The 18894-nt window shown below is 45.3% G+C and carries 15 protein-coding genes; 1 reads left to right on the top strand and 14 read right to left on the bottom strand.

The genetic code is table 11. The features are described 5' to 3' along the window. Window positions 1-39: 39 nt before the first annotated feature. The 4 genes from ACSF8X_RS08985 to ACSF8X_RS08970 form a co-directional block, all read right to left on the bottom strand. On the bottom strand, window positions 40-510 hold the full coding sequence (locus ACSF8X_RS08985) for an SF0329 family protein (protein ID WP_500849705.1): 471 nt from the start codon (window positions 508-510) through the stop codon (window positions 40-42). Between the two features lie 163 nt (window positions 511-673). Further along, window positions 674-1072, bottom strand: coding sequence for a low molecular weight protein tyrosine phosphatase family protein (locus ACSF8X_RS08980; RefSeq protein ID WP_500849704.1), 399 nt, complete (start codon window positions 1070-1072; stop codon window positions 674-676). Window positions 1073-1091: 19 nt separating this feature from the next. Next, entirely contained in the window at window positions 1092-3230 is a 2139-nt protein-coding gene (locus ACSF8X_RS08975) for a glycosyl hydrolase family 18 protein (protein WP_500849703.1), read from the bottom strand. A gap of 434 nt (window positions 3231-3664) precedes the next feature. Continuing rightward, window positions 3665-4978, bottom strand: coding sequence for a glycoside hydrolase family 18 protein (locus ACSF8X_RS08970; RefSeq protein ID WP_500849702.1), 1314 nt, complete (start codon window positions 4976-4978; stop codon window positions 3665-3667). A 393-nt stretch (window positions 4979-5371) separates the two neighbouring features. Between ACSF8X_RS08970 and ACSF8X_RS08965 the strand changes: the two genes are divergently transcribed. Beyond that, on the top strand, window positions 5372-6157 hold the full coding sequence (locus tag ACSF8X_RS08965) for a class I SAM-dependent DNA methyltransferase (RefSeq protein WP_500849701.1): 786 nt from the start codon (window positions 5372-5374) through the stop codon (window positions 6155-6157). Window positions 6158-6282: 125 nt separating this feature from the next. Here the strand turns inward: ACSF8X_RS08965 and ACSF8X_RS08960 are convergent, their stop codons facing one another. The 10 genes from ACSF8X_RS08960 to ACSF8X_RS08915 form a co-directional block, all read right to left on the bottom strand. Next, window positions 6283-7443 (bottom strand): Na/Pi symporter, encoded by a 1161-nt coding sequence (locus tag ACSF8X_RS08960; protein ID WP_500849700.1) that lies wholly within the window; start codon window positions 7441-7443, stop codon window positions 6283-6285. Between the two features lie 204 nt (window positions 7444-7647). After that, window positions 7648-8139 (bottom strand): hypothetical protein, encoded by a 492-nt coding sequence (locus ACSF8X_RS08955; RefSeq protein WP_500849699.1) that lies wholly within the window; start codon window positions 8137-8139, stop codon window positions 7648-7650. Window positions 8140-8864: 725 nt separating this feature from the next. Further along, complete coding sequence (locus ACSF8X_RS08950) at window positions 8865-10421, bottom strand: GTPase family protein (protein WP_500849698.1); 1557 nt, start codon at window positions 10419-10421, stop codon at window positions 8865-8867. Continuing rightward, entirely contained in the window at window positions 10405-11613 is a 1209-nt protein-coding gene (locus ACSF8X_RS08945; protein ID WP_500849697.1) for a YcjF family protein, read from the bottom strand. The genes ACSF8X_RS08950 and ACSF8X_RS08945 overlap by 17 nt, the downstream gene beginning before the upstream one ends. Window positions 11614-11738: 125 nt before the next feature. Then, window positions 11739-12845 (bottom strand): AI-2E family transporter, encoded by a 1107-nt coding sequence (locus ACSF8X_RS08940; protein ID WP_500851166.1) that lies wholly within the window; start codon window positions 12843-12845, stop codon window positions 11739-11741. Next, window positions 12838-13530, bottom strand: a complete 693-nt coding sequence (locus tag ACSF8X_RS08935) for a potassium channel family protein (protein ID WP_047877994.1) — start codon at window positions 13528-13530, stop codon at window positions 12838-12840. The genes ACSF8X_RS08940 and ACSF8X_RS08935 overlap by 8 nt, the downstream gene beginning before the upstream one ends. Continuing rightward, the gene (locus ACSF8X_RS08930) at window positions 13530-14543 is read right to left on the bottom strand and encodes an HlyD family secretion protein (protein WP_500851165.1); all 1014 of its coding nucleotides are present in this window, start codon (window positions 14541-14543) and stop codon (window positions 13530-13532) included. Before ACSF8X_RS08930 ends, ACSF8X_RS08935 begins: the two co-directional genes overlap by 1 nt. Window positions 14544-14560: 17 nt before the next feature. Continuing rightward, window positions 14561-14764 (bottom strand): DUF1656 domain-containing protein, encoded by a 204-nt coding sequence (locus tag ACSF8X_RS08925; protein WP_500851164.1) that lies wholly within the window; start codon window positions 14762-14764, stop codon window positions 14561-14563. A gap of 2 nt (window positions 14765-14766) precedes the next feature. Then, on the bottom strand, window positions 14767-16389 hold the full coding sequence (locus ACSF8X_RS08920; protein ID WP_500851163.1) for a TolC family protein: 1623 nt from the start codon (window positions 16387-16389) through the stop codon (window positions 14767-14769). A gap of 64 nt (window positions 16390-16453) precedes the next feature. Then, complete coding sequence (locus ACSF8X_RS08915; RefSeq protein ID WP_500849696.1) at window positions 16454-18772, bottom strand: FUSC family protein; 2319 nt, start codon at window positions 18770-18772, stop codon at window positions 16454-16456. Window positions 18773-18894: the final 122 nt, after the last annotated feature.

The raw sequence follows: 18894 nt of genomic DNA, 5'->3' as shown, positions 1-18894 counted from the left end.
GTATCACCCATCCTCGTATCTATTTATTACCTATGCCACTCAAGCAATTGAGTGGCATTTTTGATCTTTAATACCCATTCTCTGCTTCACTATTAAATCAACCGCTTCAGAACCGGCCGCTAAAGATATATCCTTTAAACGCCTTTTACCAATGCGCCGGTCAATAGCTTTAAGTATATACGTCAACCCCCAATGATCATTGTTAAAATCCTTGGATAAAAGCTCATCTTTAGGCGTATCAATATACTCACGAATCAACGATGAAATCTCCGATATATCTGTCACATAAGGATAGTACTTAAGATCTGACCTTTGAGATTCTGTATTATGGATAAAATCTTTTGGGTAATCCCATACCACCTGCTTATTGACAGTAATCCAGTAACGCGGGATATCCGTTGTCCCCCGTGATGATTTCATTCTATATATACTGCAATGAATTTGCATATTAATATCGCTTGTGCGTATTCCATAGAGCTCCTTCTGGAGCTTACTCCATCGTTTTGACATACATCCTACAAAACATAGTGCATAACATTAAAGTGATAGCAATACTAACACTTATATTAACTTATAAAACATTAAAGTAGATTACCCTTCCAAAGACACTAAAATTCAATAATTATATTCATAATCTATCAAGGGCAGAACTTATCCTTACGATAGTTTTTTGTTATAACTTTAAATAATCACTAACAGAGTGCTGCATGATTTTTACCAACTCATCATCCATATACTTATACTCATCGGGAATATCCAACACTTGAATATCTTTATATTCCAATAATTTGCCAAATTGCGCTTTCAGCCTATTTTTGTGATTTTCTTCCATCACAAAAATTACATCAGCCCATATGATATCTTTATGATTTACGGTCCGTTTCGCTTTAGGGCTAGTTCCCGCAGATCTTACATTCAAGTCCGTATGGTTTCTCCATACACTTTCTCCTGTTGGGCTTCTCCACTGGTTTCGACTACATATAAAGATAATGTTTCTCACCAACTTTTCCTTCGTTACATTTCCGCGATAATTAAAGGAGGTGTAAATGACACCTCCTTTCCATCTAGCCACGATTGCTCCCAATCGCTAATTACTTAATCGAGTCTTTATAGGCGAGATTTTCAGCCCGGTATTTCTCAACCTTGGCTTTTACCTCTTGCGGACTTAGAACCGCTCCTTTTTGGTGGAAGACCCAGTCCACCTGCTGCTCATAAGTACGCGTTTCCGTAGACGTCACCGAATTAGCATTGATAAACCATTGATTGAAATGGATAGACATCAATGTTTCAGGATAAACATGACCACCGTGGTTAGCAAACAGCTTACCGTCAATAAAGTACTTCACTTCACCGTCTGCTACCTGAAATACCAAATCATGCCATCCTGCATAACTGGATTGATCATACGTATGTAAGTTATCTGCCAACCAAGGATCGACCTGAACCGTCTCCCACGTTGTGGCATACATTACATGGCGTGGCACACCCCATCCGCCGTTAGACAGGTATTCAAAATCAATTTCACTATAATTTGGATCGTTATCAACAACCAAAGGCGTAATCGTGAAGAAGGTTTGTACAACCTGATCACCATCAGGAGCTGTTCCTAACGGTATATCTGAAAACTTGACTCGTGCGGCATAAGTCCCTTCAAGGAAGCGACGCTCCGTGGTGAAAATCTCTGTCTGTACAGTATTTTCCGGCTTGCCTGCCGTCGATGAATGCATCGTCATCAGGCGGTTACTTGCATCTAGCGGGTCGACAACAAAATTGATATTGTCTTTATTCCAACTCGCCCCAGGCACACCGGGACCACCTCCCCAAGAACGCAATGTCCAAACTGAATCTGCTAGAGCGGGATCAAGATTAGATTGATAGCTAAAATCATCGAATAGCACCTGCTCCTGAATCGGTGGTGCCACGGGCCCTACTTCTAGCCAGACATCTGCCATGCCGGGAATATCGCCTCGTGTCCAGTACTTAGCCTCATAGATCACCTGCTGATAAACTACCTGCATACCTGCGGTATAGGTCGCTGTCGCCACCCACTCATCAGGTATCCCACCCTCGTCAGAAATTAATTGCCACGGACCATACGGATTACCCGGTTTTTCACCGCGAGTCCACCACTTAGCTTTATATTTCTTTCCTTCATAGATAACAATTTCACCACCCACATACACTTTGTCCGCATTCCAGCTGCTATCTGGTACAGGTTTATCCGGATCCACTGGCGGCGTATTACCATCACAAACGATGATCGGATTACCTTTGATTGTGTCATCCATCGCTTTCAGCAAAGAAAATTCACCCGCCGAATCTTGAGTAAGCTCCCAGTTCATAATCCCGCCAGCGGTATCCAACGCCAATTGCGTTTTCTTGGCTATTGTTGGAATGCCATTATAATAATTTGTGATAATTACATTACCATTGGCATCTTTGGTTAGCTCATCTTTACATGCCTGAGTTGGATCGATAGCGACAATATCTTTATATTTTTTCCAGCCCGGACGAGAATAAAAAGGTGTACCAAGCACTGTTTTCTCTTTACTCAACCCTCGACCCTGCCAGTATTTAATCGAGTCTAGAGCGTACTGATAACTAGAATGATCACCGTTATTTTTGTCGTAAGCCATCAAGTTAAGGAAGTCGATATCATCAAAAACTTCAGGTTTAATCCCCTCTCCGGTATGCCCTAATGCGACGACTGCTGCGGTCAAAAACTTCCCTTCAGCCCGTAATGCCTTACTCAATTCATCCATTAATAATGCGTAGTTATCTGCCGATGCTCCAGGATCGGGATACTCCCAGTCCATATCAACCCCATCAAGACCGTACTGGTTAACAAAAGCCATTACATTGCTGACAAACGCTGTCCGTGTCACTGGATTACCAGCTAAGGTTTCAAATGCGCTATCATTACCGCCATTCCAACCACCGATCGCGATCCCGACTTTCACATTATACGACTGGGCTTTTTGCACCAGATTTCTTAGCGTATGAGCACCTTCAAGCGGTTTAAGCGTACCGTCTGCATTCGGCAATAAGAATGAATAGTTTATATGGGTAAGTTTATCGTATTGGACAACATCCGTGCTCCCTTGCCATGACGGGAAATAACCGACTACTTTAAAATCACTAATAGGTGCCGTTGCTGCGAAAACACTAGCCGAAAATGTCATTGCCCCAACTAATGCCATCCCACAAAAAAGACGATTTAATTTCAACATATTTTCCCCTTTCAAAAGTGTGATAATAATTGAATCTATCGATAATAAAATTCCACTGGCAATGATGCTATCATGGTTGTTTTTTGAACAGCCGCCATATTGATCACAGTACTGAATATTAATGAAATTTAATTATGCAAGTGACGTACAAGTTAATAACAACAGCAAAAGCAGTGCATAAAAGTGTGCTGTTCGTTCCAATATTCTCGAATGAAAAATAAGAAATCAATATTCTAATTAAATTACTTAACATGGATTTCCAGAATGCAGACTCCACTAATAATCATACTGGTTATACGAATTGACAATATGATTTATATTTTATTCACAGCGATTGTTAGAATATTCCATCATCGATAATCTCGCATTTATCAACACCCCAAAAAAAAGCCCGACTAGATATTTTGTCGGGCTTTTTCTATTTAAGATAAATATTATTTCGAGGCTGTTTTATTACCCAAAACTTGGTGCATAACACCGGTTAGTTCAGCGTTAGGGTCGCCCGAGAGTTCCCATGTAAATACACCAGCTAGTCCTTGCGCTTTAGCCCATTCAGCCTTGGCTTTTACCGAACGACTATCTTCGTAAGTAATAAAGACCTTCTTCTTGGCGTGCCATAGATATGGTGCGTGGGACGCCTCATCATAACCGTATTGATACCCCTGCTTGGCGGTATAATTATTCTTGATATCCCAATACATGAAATATCCCGGCTCTTTATCATCCGTACCAAAACTTGCGCCCTTTTCTGATATCAGCGTGCTGGTTGGCAATCCGCCGGCAAACTCAGTGCCTTCCCAACCCCGCCCATAGTAGGCCGCACCAAGCACCAGTTTGTCTTTGGGGATCCCATGATCAATCATCTGATTAATAAAGACGTCGGCTCCCATACCCCATACGCTACGATCAGTGGCATGCAAATTGGTTAGGTGACCAGTTTGCTTTCCCCACCCACCAAGGAAGTCATAGGTCATGGCAAACATATTGTTCATCAGCGGTGCAACGGCTGGCCAGTCTATCTGCGCGGCTTTAGGCCCAACTCCCACTGCCGATGACAACTCGTACTCACGGCCAGTTTTCTTGGCCAACACGTCCAATTCACCCCGTAATGCTTTCACCAATTTAGTGAATGCTTCACGCTCAAGCGCTTTTTCTGCATCACTCAGCTTCGTTTCAGGGCTCCAAGGTGATGTCGTCAAGCCACCGCCTCCGGGATATTCCCAATCGAGATCAATACCATCAAAGAAATCATACTTGGCGATCAGCTCAACAGCACTACTGGCAAAATGTTTGATGGCTGCATCATCTTTGGCCATAGCATGAAATGGCTCTGACATTGTCCAACCGCCGAATGAAGGTAAAATGGTCAAAGTAGGATGATGCTTTTTCAGCTCGGCCAACTGAGCAAAGTGCCCTTTGTATGGCACATCCACCGACACCTTGCCAAAGTCCACATCAAAAGCAGCTTCTTGATCCACAACAATAGCAGTAAACGGTGCCTTTCCCTTACAGGCGGCGGCAACTTGCGCCTGTACTTTTTCAGAAGCCCCCGTATGCGGGCCGCACATACTCAGAAACGCATAAATCACATGAGTGAGTTTATCAGCTGGAATATCTTTTACTGTGTAGGGGTTATTGGCATTATCATATTGCCAATCGGCAAAATACCCGCCAATAACATGGTTATCAGCCAACGCCGGCGTACTCAGTATGGTGCTGATTACCGCCCCCATGATTAGCTTCTTCATTCTATCTCCTCGGACAACGCTGTAAGGGAACCGAGCAATTAATAACCGAACCGAGCAAATAAAAACATTGCTCACTTTGCGTTAGCCGAAATAAGAATAGATTAGATAATAACTTTGCGATTGAACGCGTATTTTTATAAGCAATACAACAGGCTTGACAGCGATTCTGGTGACCCCAAATGCCTGTTATAACGATATTCTTTTATCTTGCCATTTACGCCGACTAAAAAAATCCACATTCTTATATCAGCCTAACAATCACAAACATAATCATTTAAAATCATAAACTTAAATATCATCACAGGACTTAAAAAAACACAATCAACCAACTGAACAATAAATAGCCTTATGACGCATTTAATATGCTTTGTGATTCAAAATTTCCAGTGTAGTATGCGCGTCCCCAATGATTACAGGCACCAACACTTGGCTACTATTTCTTCTAACGCGTTGTATACCGATTTGTCTGGCTACTATGACCTAATGTGCATAGACATCAACTACAAAGCACAAAGCGATTACGTACGACGACTTCATCAGTTATTCGGAAATAATGGTACTCGCCACCTTGATCTTGCTTGTGGCACAGGCCCGCACATCCGTCATTTCATCGACAGTGGTTTTCAAAGCAATGGGCTTGACCTCAACCAACCGATGTTAGAGCTCGCGAAGATTCGCTGCCCGGAAGCAAGTTTTGACCTGCAGAACATGTGCGATTTCAAAGTTGACCAACCTCTTGATCTCATTACCTGTTTTCTGTATTCCATCCACTACTGCGGCAATATCGAAAACTTAAAACGTTGCATCTCAAGTGTACATGCAGCGTTGAAAGAAGGCGGTGTCTTCTGCTTCAATACAGTGGAAAAAACAAAAATCAACAATAATTCTTTCATGCGCCATGCCAGCGATTTAGACAATAGCCAATTTGTTTTCAAATCCGGATGGTATTACAGCGGTGAAGGTGACAGGCAGACCCTCAAACTGAGTATTGAAAAAAACACGGCAGAACAAACTCAGTACTGGGAAGATGAGCACCCTATGGTTGCAGTTAGTTTTGACGAACTTAAAGCGCTGCTGGAACCGTATTTTGATGTGCATGTCTTTGAGCACGATTACGATAAAATTCTGCCGCTACCAGAAACCTCTGGCAATGCCATTTTCACCTGCGTGAAACGCTAAACGAAGCTTACGCTTTAACTCTCCTCAATATGTAAACACTGTTCAGGATAAGATAGCGTCGATCAAAAAGCCCCTGATAACAATCAGGGGCTTTTCTCTTTCAGAATATACAGCCACAGATCCCATCAAAATAGTGATGAGATAAACAATACTAATCCAGGCAACACAACAAAGATCATGCTGAGATAAGCCACTACGGCCCACTTGCTTTTTGCCGCATAGCCTCCCAAGGTATCTGCACATTTCAACGGTAGTTCGCGCAACACGGGTATCCCAAAAATAAAGAGGATACTAATGCAATTGAACAATAGGTGCACCAAGGCAATTTGCAAGGCAAATGCAGCATTACCACCGACCACCGCCGTGGCCGCCAACAGTGCGGTAATACAGGTGCCAATATTCGCCCCCAGCGTAAATGGATAGACCTGACGAACACTCAATACATTACTGCCCACCAGCGGGACTACCAAGCTCGTTGTTGTAGATGATGACTGTACTAAAATAGTGACGAGCATACCTGATGTAATGCCGTGGAGTGGCCCTCTACCTATGGCATTATTCAGCACGGTGCGAGCCTTACCTACCATCAGCGTCTTCATCAACTTACCCATTACGGTAATAGAGGCGATAACCGTGACGATACCGAATATCACTAAGGCTACCCCACCCCAACTGGTCGGGAAGACTTCAAACAAAGACTTAACGCTATTTACGGCAGGCTGTGTCAGCGGTTTTATGAAATTAAAGCTTTTCATGCTGAGATCATTGGTTTGCAGCAGCGGCGATACCAACCAACCAGACAACTTGGCTAATAACCCTGTCATCATTTCTAAAGGCAAGAAAATGAATACTGCCAGCAAATTGAAGAAATCATGAACCGTTGCGCAACTAAACGCTCGGCGAAATTCCTCCTTACAGCGAGCATGGCCAAGGCTGACAAGCGTATTAGTGACCGTGGTGCCGATATTCGCCCCCATCACCATAGGTATGGCCGTACCAACAGGCAAGCCACCGGCAACCAAGCCAACAATAATAGCCGTCACCGTACTGGATGACTGGATCAACGCTGTACCGACAATACCTATCATCAAACCAGCCACCGGATTTGAAGCAAAGGCAAACAGTTCCTTGGCCTGCTCGCCAACAGCCCACTTAAAACCGCTTCCGATCATCGACACTGACACAAGCAACAAATACAGCATGGCCAACAGGCCTAACCACTGTAGCACACGTGGTGAACTCACACCGTGTTGTGGGCTATTGAAGGTTCCTGACTGTACGCTCATAGCTGGCTCCCTAATTTATGTCTTCAGCTAGGGGCATCCTATGAATGTTTTATTACAGTAATATTACTGAAACAGCTAAATTTGTTCATTATTTGACCGTGCATATGATTTTTTTATTGATGTGATAAATTAGTTTGCTTGCTCTAGCAAAAAAGTCATACTTTCCCTACAGCTTTGTTGCCATCTTGGCACATTACATTATCACTATGTATCAGAAAGTACTCTTTTAATGAGAGCCGAACACACTAAATGCACAATGCTATAAATTACAGCCAGTATAAAAGCCGCTATCATCGCAGCGAGCCCGTATACCCCATGAAGAAATGACGCTGTGATGTGATACCTAAGCGGCTCAACCCGATCATTTACCACCCTATATGTCGACTTTGACATATAGGTACCATCATAATAGTAAGTTATCACTTGTTCATTAGATGATATCTCTTCAATATCTACACCAGGGTAGCTATATTCTCGATTTTCAATCTCATCAGCATCTAATAAAAAGTCATATTCTCCGTTAGACTCTCTGACTTGTTTTAACGTTAGAACATCATATCCTGATGCCTTTTTACCATAGACATAAAAAGCCGGAGCATTTTTCTCAAACTCTGCTGTCACTGGTTCTTGCTCGGCTATTTTCATCGCCACAAAAATCGACGGTATCAAAAACAACAAAAATAATCGTACAACCATCCTAGCCTTCTAACTATGACGCACTGTATCACTTTAATTTTTAGGTGTATTTTTCTATCAGTACACGAATAAAAACGACGCATTATAAGACGTGTTAACGCACAAAATATAATGATTACAATAAATACATATCCAGCGCTCACAAATGTCATTGTAACTTAATAGCTCATCGGCTAAATATTGCGATGGAGTACTATATATCTAGATTCAGACATATAAGCATTGATGTGATGATAGGTTATCACCAACTCATAAAGTGATAGCTCTTCAATCGTATTTTCTGAACGCTGGTATTCTTTATTTTCAATCTCATCAACATCTAATAAAAACTCATATTTCCTAGAAGACTCCCTAACATTATCCAGAATTAAGCGACTATAACCGGTATCATTTTTACCATAGATACAAACCAAGTGCTTTTACCTAAAATTCCGAAGTTACGAGCTCACTCTTGGCAATATCAGCCACCACAAGATGTAAGGGAATTGTAAAAAATAAAAACCATGATGCAAAATAAGAATCTCATATTAATTTTATCGTTATTGATAACTATACCCTTATAAATCCCATGATATTTTAAAACCATGCTTACTCGCATCAATATGACACAGTTAATAACATATAAATTACAGAGCCATCTCCAGCACAACTCACTATCACTCATATTTATAAGCCCCAAAAAAAATACCAGCACTACATGCTGGTATTTTCGAATATAAAGCTCATTATTTTAGCCAGTGAGAAACCGCAACTTTACCTAACCGGTATAAGCGTTTGGCATGATCGGCTACCGCCTTGTCACTGCGATCAAGGCGGCGACGGTTTAATTGAGTGTTGACCCCGTCTTCAAATGCCATTAGCAAAACATCACCGACCGCAGACATATTGTAGGCTTCTTTACCTTCGGGCATCGCGATCACAATCCCTTCATCAGGATACAACTGCTCTATATTGTAATCAAGTGCCGCTTTAATCGTTGCTGCCTTAGCATTCGAAGGATTTTCAATATTGTAAGGCGGGGACCATTCACCCACCGGCGAAAGTCTGTCAACTTGATTTAGCAACATGATCAGCGCTGGCTTTTTACGGTGACTATTCTCTGGCAATTGGTAATACGCATCAAACTTTGCACGCAAGGCAGTATCAAGCTGACGTGCCGGTTGGTTAGCTTTCACCAGCCAGAAAACCAAATCACTGTTGGCCATCTGCTCTAGCAATAACTGAAGGGTCGCGGGATTACTGTCCAAGCCGGGTAGATCTACCAAATGAATCAAATCCAACCCTTCCACTTCGCACTTATGAATAACGATACTATCTGTAGAAGGAATGGGGCTCACTTCTGCCACCATACTCCCAACAAATGCATTCACAAAAGACGACTTGCCCGCACTTACCTGCCCAATCACGGCAACTCGCAACGGTTCGACGTCAGCAGCCAATGATGCCTCGTCTGTCACCAAGCCATTGCTTTTACCCAGTTCATCATCGCTCACCGTGAACCGACCACTGTACAAATCTATTGCCACAGAAACCACTTCCTGCAGTAAAACCTTCTTCAGTTGGTATTGCAGCTCGTCACTGACTTCATCAAACAATTTACCAAGCAACTGCCCTCGCGCCTCGGCAATAAGCCCCGCAGGGGTCAAGGCTCGAAAAACCCGGTAGGCATCGTAAACTTTCTTCGCCTTACCAAGCTTATCTTTGTGCTGATAGCCCTGCTGTAGCGTCGATAATTTCAGTTTTTCAGCATACGGTACATGAGCAAGTATAAAGCGGCGGTATCGACGGCTGACCTGTTCTAACATCAATAAAAACTCAGGAGCGGTAAACGCCAATGATGCGGTACGATCGGGATAAAAAGCCACGCCAACCTTTTGTGCCAGCACCACACTGTGGTCCCGTAGTGCCGGCCAGCTGTCATCCGTGCTCAACTGCTCTTTCAGAACCTCATTCAACTGCTGCCACAGCTGTTGTTCAAACTCACCCCACTCTTTCGATGGGGCAACATCGTAACGGGCTTCAGCAGAGGCTGAACCAACATCATCACCACTACCTGTAGCCTGAGCCTGTTGACGGCGAACCCACAAATATCCCGCCGCCATCACTAACGAACTGCTCGCCAACAATACCGATAACAGCAACCATTGGCCATTCTGAATCACATCGACCAGCCCCAACACAGCAAGAACCAATATGGGGATAAAAATGGCAACGATCAGCAAGGGGAAAAAGCCCAATGCCGTACGGGACAATAGCCCAATAGTTTTAGTGGTTCGTTTCATTGTTCGTCTGGCTCTCTTTGACTTGCTTGAGGGCTTGCTCGAACACGGCCTGAATATCTTGCCTTGTCACAATCTCACCTTTGCTCAAATGATACAGATACTTGCAACCAGCACGGCCGATGGCATATGTCATGGCAAAACTCACAGCGACAGCTACGGCACTGCCTACAGTTTGGCCATAAACAGGTATCAACTTGGCCAATTGACGTACCCCTAACTTGGATAGATATTTCAGCGCGAAACTGCTGCCAAGCAAACCACTGAACTCGACAAATCGCTGCCGGTTCCATTCGACGCCATAATGCGCACCGAGGCTGTGCAGCATCTTTCCCTGAATAGCGGGCACGGTAACGAGTCCTACCGCGGGAATGGCATCGGTTGCCCCTGCACTTCCTGCATACCACAACACTTCTTTTTGCAACTTGGCAAAATTTCGTTGCTCGTGATCTTTTTGATGCTGCTCGCCCTGCAGCAGATACAGCACGGGCAGCCACTGTGCAAGTTTATTAACGAGCGCCTGCTGGCCATGATCATAGCTTGCTTGGTGTTGGTCTTGGTCTCGGTCTTGGTCTTGGTCTTGGTCTTGGTCTTGGTCTTGGTCTTGGTCTTGGTCTTGGTCTTCAGCAACATGTTGCCAATAGGCAAAATCAACCTCAACCAGATCGACTTCCTCACCCCATATCTTTTCGACTTGCTGCTGATTATAAGCTAATGCCTGTTTTGCTTGATGCTCAGATGCCAACGAATCACAGCCAGTGTGCACCACCAGCAAGCTCTGGATCCGGTTGTCCTTACGAATTTTCGCCAAGGCACTTAATACTTCTCCCTGTTCGGGTTCTTCTGCTTTCATCACCACAATCAATGCATGGCTCTGCTGCAAACACGCCTGGATATCTTCATCAGGCTCATAGCTCGCTTCCGCCAGTCCTCGGGTATCAAGAAAGCGTAAGATAGGATTTTGTTCAGGGAATGCGTATGAATAAGCGGTTTGGGTACACGGCTGGAAACCATTGCCGATCTCGACACAAGTATTACCGGTAACAGCCTGAATCAACGACGACTTGCCAGCCCCCGTTTTACCCAGTAACCACAACGTTGGCAAGCACTGCTCCCAGTGCTGATTAGCCGCTGACATATCAGGGTCAACGGCCGGATTGATATATTGGTATATTTGCTTGAAAAACTGCTGCATTGGTATCCTTGGTACTAGAACCTTACCTAGTCACAATACCATACCTTTGGGCCAAATCAGCGAGGATGTCCAACAATCCTAACCTACGCTTTATGATTACTCAGCATGCAGCAGTCGCAAATCACTTAGCCTGCTTCCTGACTCTTATCGGCATTCTGCGGTTGCTGGGGCATTTTCACCCAATGCATAAATAGCTCATACCAAAGGGCAAGCACCACCGCACCAACGAACAAACCAATAATACCGGCGGCGATCATCCCACCAATGGCACCAATCAAAATAACCGGCATCGGAATATCAACACCTCGCCCCATCAACATCGGCTTAAGAATATTGTCTGACAGGCCCGCAAGGATAACCCACACAGTAAAAATAGTGGCCGGTGTTGTATCCATATAGGAAAACACGTAAATAATCACAGGAAGAACGACTAGCAATGCTGGCAACTGAGCAATCGCAAGAATAAAGACCAGTAAAGTCAGTACACCCGCCGCCGGAATTCTGAAAACAAAGAACCCAGCACCAATTAATACGGCTTGAATAAAGGCGACCCCAACGACCCCCAGCAACACACTACGCACTGTTGCCGCAATTAAATTGGCCCACTCTTCACCATTTTTACCCACCACCCGAACGGCTATCTTATCCACGGCGGCGGTCATTGTTTCAGAATGCGTCATAAACCCAGCTGCAATAAGCAACGAGATAATAAACATAACCACAGTGGCAATGCCGCTTCCCAACATCCCCGCAAACGCCGCCACACCCGATTTAATTTCTGGCAGGAACTTCACAACAGCCAGTTCGAGGTTATAGGCAAATAAGGCCCATACGTCATAGAGCTTCTGGCCAATAAGCGGTATCGCGGCAACTTTATCGGTCGGTCCCGGAATTTTTACACTTTCGCCCTGAAGGATATCCGTGACATTAACGATTCCATCGTAAACAGAGCCCATCACCATAATCAGTGGGATGATCAAAATAGCCACCCCCAACAGCGCCAGCAAGGTAGCCGCCATGCCCCGCTTTCCGCCCAGCATATTCGCTAGCTTTGTCGTCAGGGGCATCAACGCAACAGCGATGATCGCTCCCCACATGACGGGGATGATAAAAGGTTTGATGATGTCGTACGTCCACACCACCAAAACAAACAGCAAGCCTATCCGAATTGCCGACTCGACCATATTGTTCACGAAAATACTGCTGTTGCGTCGTTCAATCTCTTTATCCATCATTTTCTTCCTGACTGGTTGATACTGATGATTGATTGCTCTGACTCGCGCCCACCAAACTCGCCACGACGATAGCCATATAAAACACACCGGCAATGGCTTCCAAGTACACCACTACCTGAGCAAACGGTGACACTGGGCTAATATCGCCATAGCCTAATGTCGTAAGTGTTACGAAACTAAAATACGCCGCATTAGAAAAATTCTCGCCCCATGCCTTATGTTCCATACCGGTAAATGAGGTGGGTGAAAATTCTAATATCAGCAAATAGAGCAGCGCCCACATCAAGCCCAGCAGCAAAAACAAGGCTAATGAACCCACCACTTTGTTATTATCTATCGTGCCGGTAAACAAGATTTGGCGGGCAATCGACTTAAATGTGCCGAAGAAGAAAGTAAACATTAGCAGCATCATTGCGATATCAGTCTGCTGCACATCAAATACAGCCTTCATCAAAGCCAGTACAGCCCATATCACCGCTAATGTCATTAAAAAGCGGTACCACGCTTTATCAAAGCGCAAACTCACCAGACAGACAACAAACGTCAATATCGTCAGAACCTGAAACAGTGCGTCCAGCCATTTTATCTCCAGCACCATATCGAGCGATGCACTGACCAGCAAAACGATAAGTGCCAGCGTCATATAATAAAAATTATTCTCCGCCGTAATTTTCCCCGCCATTAGTCCCCCTCTTTATTGTTATTGGAGCCACTTGTCCCAGCGATCACCGATACGTTCGAGGATGCCTGTAATGAAGAGCTACCAATGTCTCTATCATCTGGCTTATCTGTTTCCATCGGCCTCTCGCTGATATCTGGCAGCAATTCTTCATCAATAACCATAATAGAAGCCGTCATCCCAAACCGCAGGTCTACCCCTTCCGGCAACACCCCCAACGTCACTTTGACAGGGATCCGCTGGGCAAGACGTATCCATTGAAAAACCGGATTCACGTTTGGCAACAAGTTATAGCCCGTTGAACCGTCTTTAGGCGCAATCCCCCAACCCAATGAGTCAACAACGGCATCAATGGGGGTATCCGGATAAGCCATCAGCGTAACCTTGGCACTGTCGCCAATATGAATATTAGCCAGCTGGTTTTCTCTAAAATAACCAAATACCCAGAAACTATTCACATCAACCAGTGCCAACAATGGCTGATTAGCGACCGCCTGCGTCCCTTCACGGATATCAAGGTTCGAGACATAACCATCGACGGCAGCAAAAACTTGAGTAAACTCAAGATTAAGCCGAGCGGCTTGGAGTTTTTTCTCCGCGATCTGTATTTGAATCAACGATTCCTCATAGGAAATCTTGCGGCGGGTAAGATCTTTACTTGATACCGCCCCGCGATCCTTGGCCTGAATATCCAGCAAACGGTCATATTCAATCTTTTTGCCTTTGGCGCTAATTTTCGAACGCTGAAGGGAAGACTCAGCCTGAGACAATTGAACCTCATACGTAATCGGATCAATCTTAAACAGCAAATCGCCTTTACGTACATACTGATTGTCGTTAACCGCGACATACACAACCGGGCCTGAAACCCGGGGGGCAACCTTGATGATATTGGCCCTGACTTGGCCGTTACGCGTCCACGGATTCTTAAAATACACCTGGTACTTTTGATAGGCGTACATCAACGCCAACGCGATAATGGTCAGATTAATAATAATGACAATGAGCTTTTTTATCTTTTTCATAGCCACCCTTAGAAACGGATATAAAACGCGTCAATTGCTATGACATAAAACACGGTGATCGCAATAAAAGTCAGTGAAGGAAAGGCTATCAGCCGGGACACGCGTATTTTGTTCATCACCAATACGGTTATCCAGCTAGCAATCACCGACAGCACAATCACCGACAAAAATGGGGAAAAATAAATATCACCCCACGCAAGTTCATGGGGCACGGTCATTGCGGACCTCCTGGATAACGTTGTTTATCAGGATCAATAGGATCACCAAATGGCGAACGCGCTGGGACAACCTGATCTGGCGACAATACTGGCAATGTCGTCGAATCAAGCTCCTCTCCCCAATCGGTTCGTGATTGCATCTGCTGTTTTAGCGAATCACTGACAAAAGCCTTGCCCGTATTAGCCTCCCAACCACCGCCTAGTGACTTGTACAAAGCCACCACTTGGTTGGCAACGTTACCTTTCACTACCGCATAGGCATCCTCGCTTCGGGTCATTTTCTCGACTGAATTGAGCAGACGCTCAAAGCTAATCTGACCATTTTCATATTGAGTCAATGAGATATTGTAAGCCCGTACCGATGCATCAACCGAATTAAGAGCCAGTGCCTGCTGCTCCCTGTTTAGCTGATAAGACTCAAGGGCACTTGTCACCTCTTGCACCGCAGTCAGTACCTGCTTGTTATAGCTGGTCAAGGTCTCCTGAAAACGGGCATCTTCAATTCGAATATTGCTCTCAACCCTACCGTACTGAAAAATATTCCAAGAAAATGAGGGACCTAGAGTCAAGTTAAGGCTATCGTCAAATTGGAAATTGGATCCCGCAGAAACGGTGCTATTTATGCCAATCGCCCCGAAAAGCGAAAACCGCGGATAAAGATCCGCTTCTTTTATCCCTATTTGGGCGCTCTGAGCGTGAGCCTGTAGCTCAGCCAATTGAAGATCAGGACGGCGCAATACCAAACCGGCATCAACTTGTGTATTCAGTGGCATCGTGGCGGGTATCAATGAATAGTTATCATAACTCTCCATCATGCGTCGATGGCCGGGCTGGCTGTACTTGGTGTCGAAGGCGGCTACTTTATCTCCAACCCAAGATTGATTGAGTAAAGGCTCAACCTCTTCAGGCAACAGGCCCAACAGCACAGCCAACGCATTGCGCGATTGAACCATGCCTATTTTCAGGCTTGGCAAGGCCGACTGGGTGTTATAAAGCTGAGTTTTGGCCTGCTGGACATCAAGCTCGGTAACATCTCCAGACTCATACTGGATCTGGGTGATCCTTACAACCCTCTTCTGGATCTCGATGTTACGCTGAGATAACAAGACCCTTTCCTGAAAAGTACGGTAATTGACATAATTTCGGGCAACCTCAGCGGTAATGGTCACCAAAATATCATGATAAGAAGCAATGGCTGCATACCATCCGGCCTCGGCCGCTTCGACGCCCCTGACATAACGCCCCCAGACGTCCAGTTCCCAACCAGCATCAAAGCTCACACTCGCATTATCGAACGTCTGATTATTTTGATATATCTTGGCCAGATTACCTGACAGCGTTTGTACTTGTGGGTAACGGAACGAGTCAGCAACACCCATGGCAGCACGGGCCTGAATAATCCGCAAACCTGCAGCCTCCAAATCAAGGTTCTGCACGGCAGCGACTGTCACCAGTTGATTCAGCGTCGGATCATTAAATTGCTGCCACCAGCGCTCTGTTCTGGATACGCTTGACTGGAAATCCTGATCGGTCCATGTACTTGGCAACTCTTTTTTTGGGACCCCAACAAAATTAGGCCCTAACACCGTACAACCGGTAAGTAGGTATACCCATACCATCAAGCTCAAAATACGGCTCAAAACGCCAAGCAATACGTGCCTTTTTGCTGTCAAACAGCGCCCCCTAGAAACGTTTGTGCGTCAATACATCCCAAGCCACTTTTTCATTTGCCCGATAGCAAGCAAGCAGCGATTCGAATAAGTTTTTCTTCAAGTTTAGGAAAATATAGAAATAGGCAATGTCTGAATTCGTATTTTTTTGCCATTCTTGTTCAGTAAAAAATTGATCAAGCCTTGCCTCCAGCTCCTGATAGTCATGCTGGACATCTGCTGGAACCAAATGCGATACCTTGGGATCGCCAGCCAAATACTCAACCAAAAATGGGATCACTTTATCGCGATGCTGCTGACGAGCAGTATGGACTAATGGGCTCACCTCTAATTTAGACTCCGCCTGCTGCAAGGTCAGCAAATGGTGAAACACCAAGTCACATTGAGAAGCATACTCGCCCAGCTCACTTGGTGTTGCCCCCGGGAACAAATCACCATTGACCTTGCTCGACCACAGGGTCAATTTTGCCAATGCCGTCTTGGCTACCGTCACATGCCAGCGCATAGACAAACGTTGCCACCCATTAAGTTCAGGTTGCTGAACCAACCAGACAATGGCCGAAACATGGCGGAAAAAGCGCTCCCTCATCACCATGACCAAATGCTCGGCTTTGGAGGAAAACGGAAAGAAATGGGCCACGACAACCACACCTACCACCAAATAAAACAGAGAAACGATAGTCAGGGTGATCCCGAAGTGATAGACCATGGAATTATCGATCCCCATGGTGAACAATCCCAATAAAAAGAAAATTGTCACAGGCCCCTTCAGGGCATAGAAAGCAACAAACGTATAGGCAAAGATAAATGCCCCCAATTCCGCCCCTAGGGTCAGCTCTGGCAACAAGAAGACATAGGCAGGCACAGAGACAACAAAGCCCAGCGTAAACAGTACAAACAGTGCCGCTGGGTGCATCGGCATAAACGAAAGAATAGAAACGAAAATAGTGCCGAAAATAACAAAGTTATAGCCACCTGGCGGATTGGCGTAAATCCAAAATAACCCTGTCGCCCAATAGATAACAAACACCTTTATGGCAGTCTTGGCATTCTCCGCATCCCACCAGATAAAAGCCGGCTTTTCAGCCAATAATGGCAAAGAGAACCCCACCTTACCTGTTAGCGAGTTGATGCTACTGATACAACTTTGCACCTGAACAAGCCTTTCGCGTAAAGCCCCAAATAAATAACAACTACTGATAGCCTCACCGCGATACAAATGGCTTTCCCCTTCGAGCTTTTGTTTATCGACGGCCAGTTGGGGGATGGCTTCCGGCGGGAAAGCCTCACGACTATGCCAAGCGTCAGGTAGAGCCTCAAACAGGGCAATCAGTTCATCACGTATAGCAGCATAGTCTTGAATAAATTCGGCTGGATGCCCGCCAGCCCGAGAATGATCTTTGGCGGCAAACATCAACAAATTCGTTATTTGGCTAAACAGGGCTATCGTGCCGTCCCATTCTTTTTTATAAGCCGAAATTTCGCTACATTCTGCGCTCAGGGTCTGGTAACGCCCCTCCAGTGCCTGCTGCGCGGCGTAAACCGCCTTACTGAGATCGGCAACCGTTACACTTGCTTGCTCATCCTCTGCCTGCAAGCCCTCCCCAGCTTCAGGGGGGGCAACTGGCAATAATACTTCCGGGCTATCCTCACCGACAGGTATTTGTACCTGATCGGACACTGGCTGGCTGATATGTTCAAACAGGGCCTGCTGACTTGCCACTAACTCTCCCGCGAGCTTGTGAAGATTCTGCTCGACACGAGGCGGGAACAGAAACACGCCCACCAAGGTGTAAACAACGACACCAAAGATAGTCATGAAGGTTCGCTCGACACCGTATAGAAACGCACCTTCAGCATCTCCCCCGTTGTACATCATCATGATCATCACGCCTGTCAGCATGAACAAAGTAGGATCTTTTTGGTAGGCAGAGCGAAGGTAGAAGACTATCGTGATGGCAATAGAGACACTGAGCATGTAGAACATACGGTCTTGGGCAAATGCGCCCACAAGACACAATCCAATGATCCCACCGGCAATGGTACCCAATACCCGCAACGTTCCTTTGGCCAAAGACTCTCGACGGCTACCGGTTGTGGCAATGAGCATAACGGTCGTTGCAGCCGTAGAAGGCTGACTCCATCCCATGGCCATAGGTATAAGAAACGCTAAGGTCAGGCTGATAGCAACCCGGAAGGCAAACTTGAATGTATCGCTAAAACAAAAAGGCACCAGCCATGTCGACGGGTCACGCCACTGAATAGCCTCTTCCGCTACTGTCTCTTCTGCTACTGTCTCATTCGATGCAGAATGCCCCGTTGTGCCTGCCACCCATCCCCCTCACACTGCCAGATCTTACCTGCATTTGATCTTGAATATGATTTTAATGCTAGAAGAATTATGAGTTAGTGCAGGAATTTCCTGTCTTAACAAAAATACTTTTCCTACGCTAG

The sequence above is a fragment of the Photobacterium panuliri genome (genome assembly GCF_059920555.1).
The sequence above is the reverse complement of the archived record's forward strand: the minus strand, read 5'-3'. Positions and strand labels throughout refer to the sequence as shown.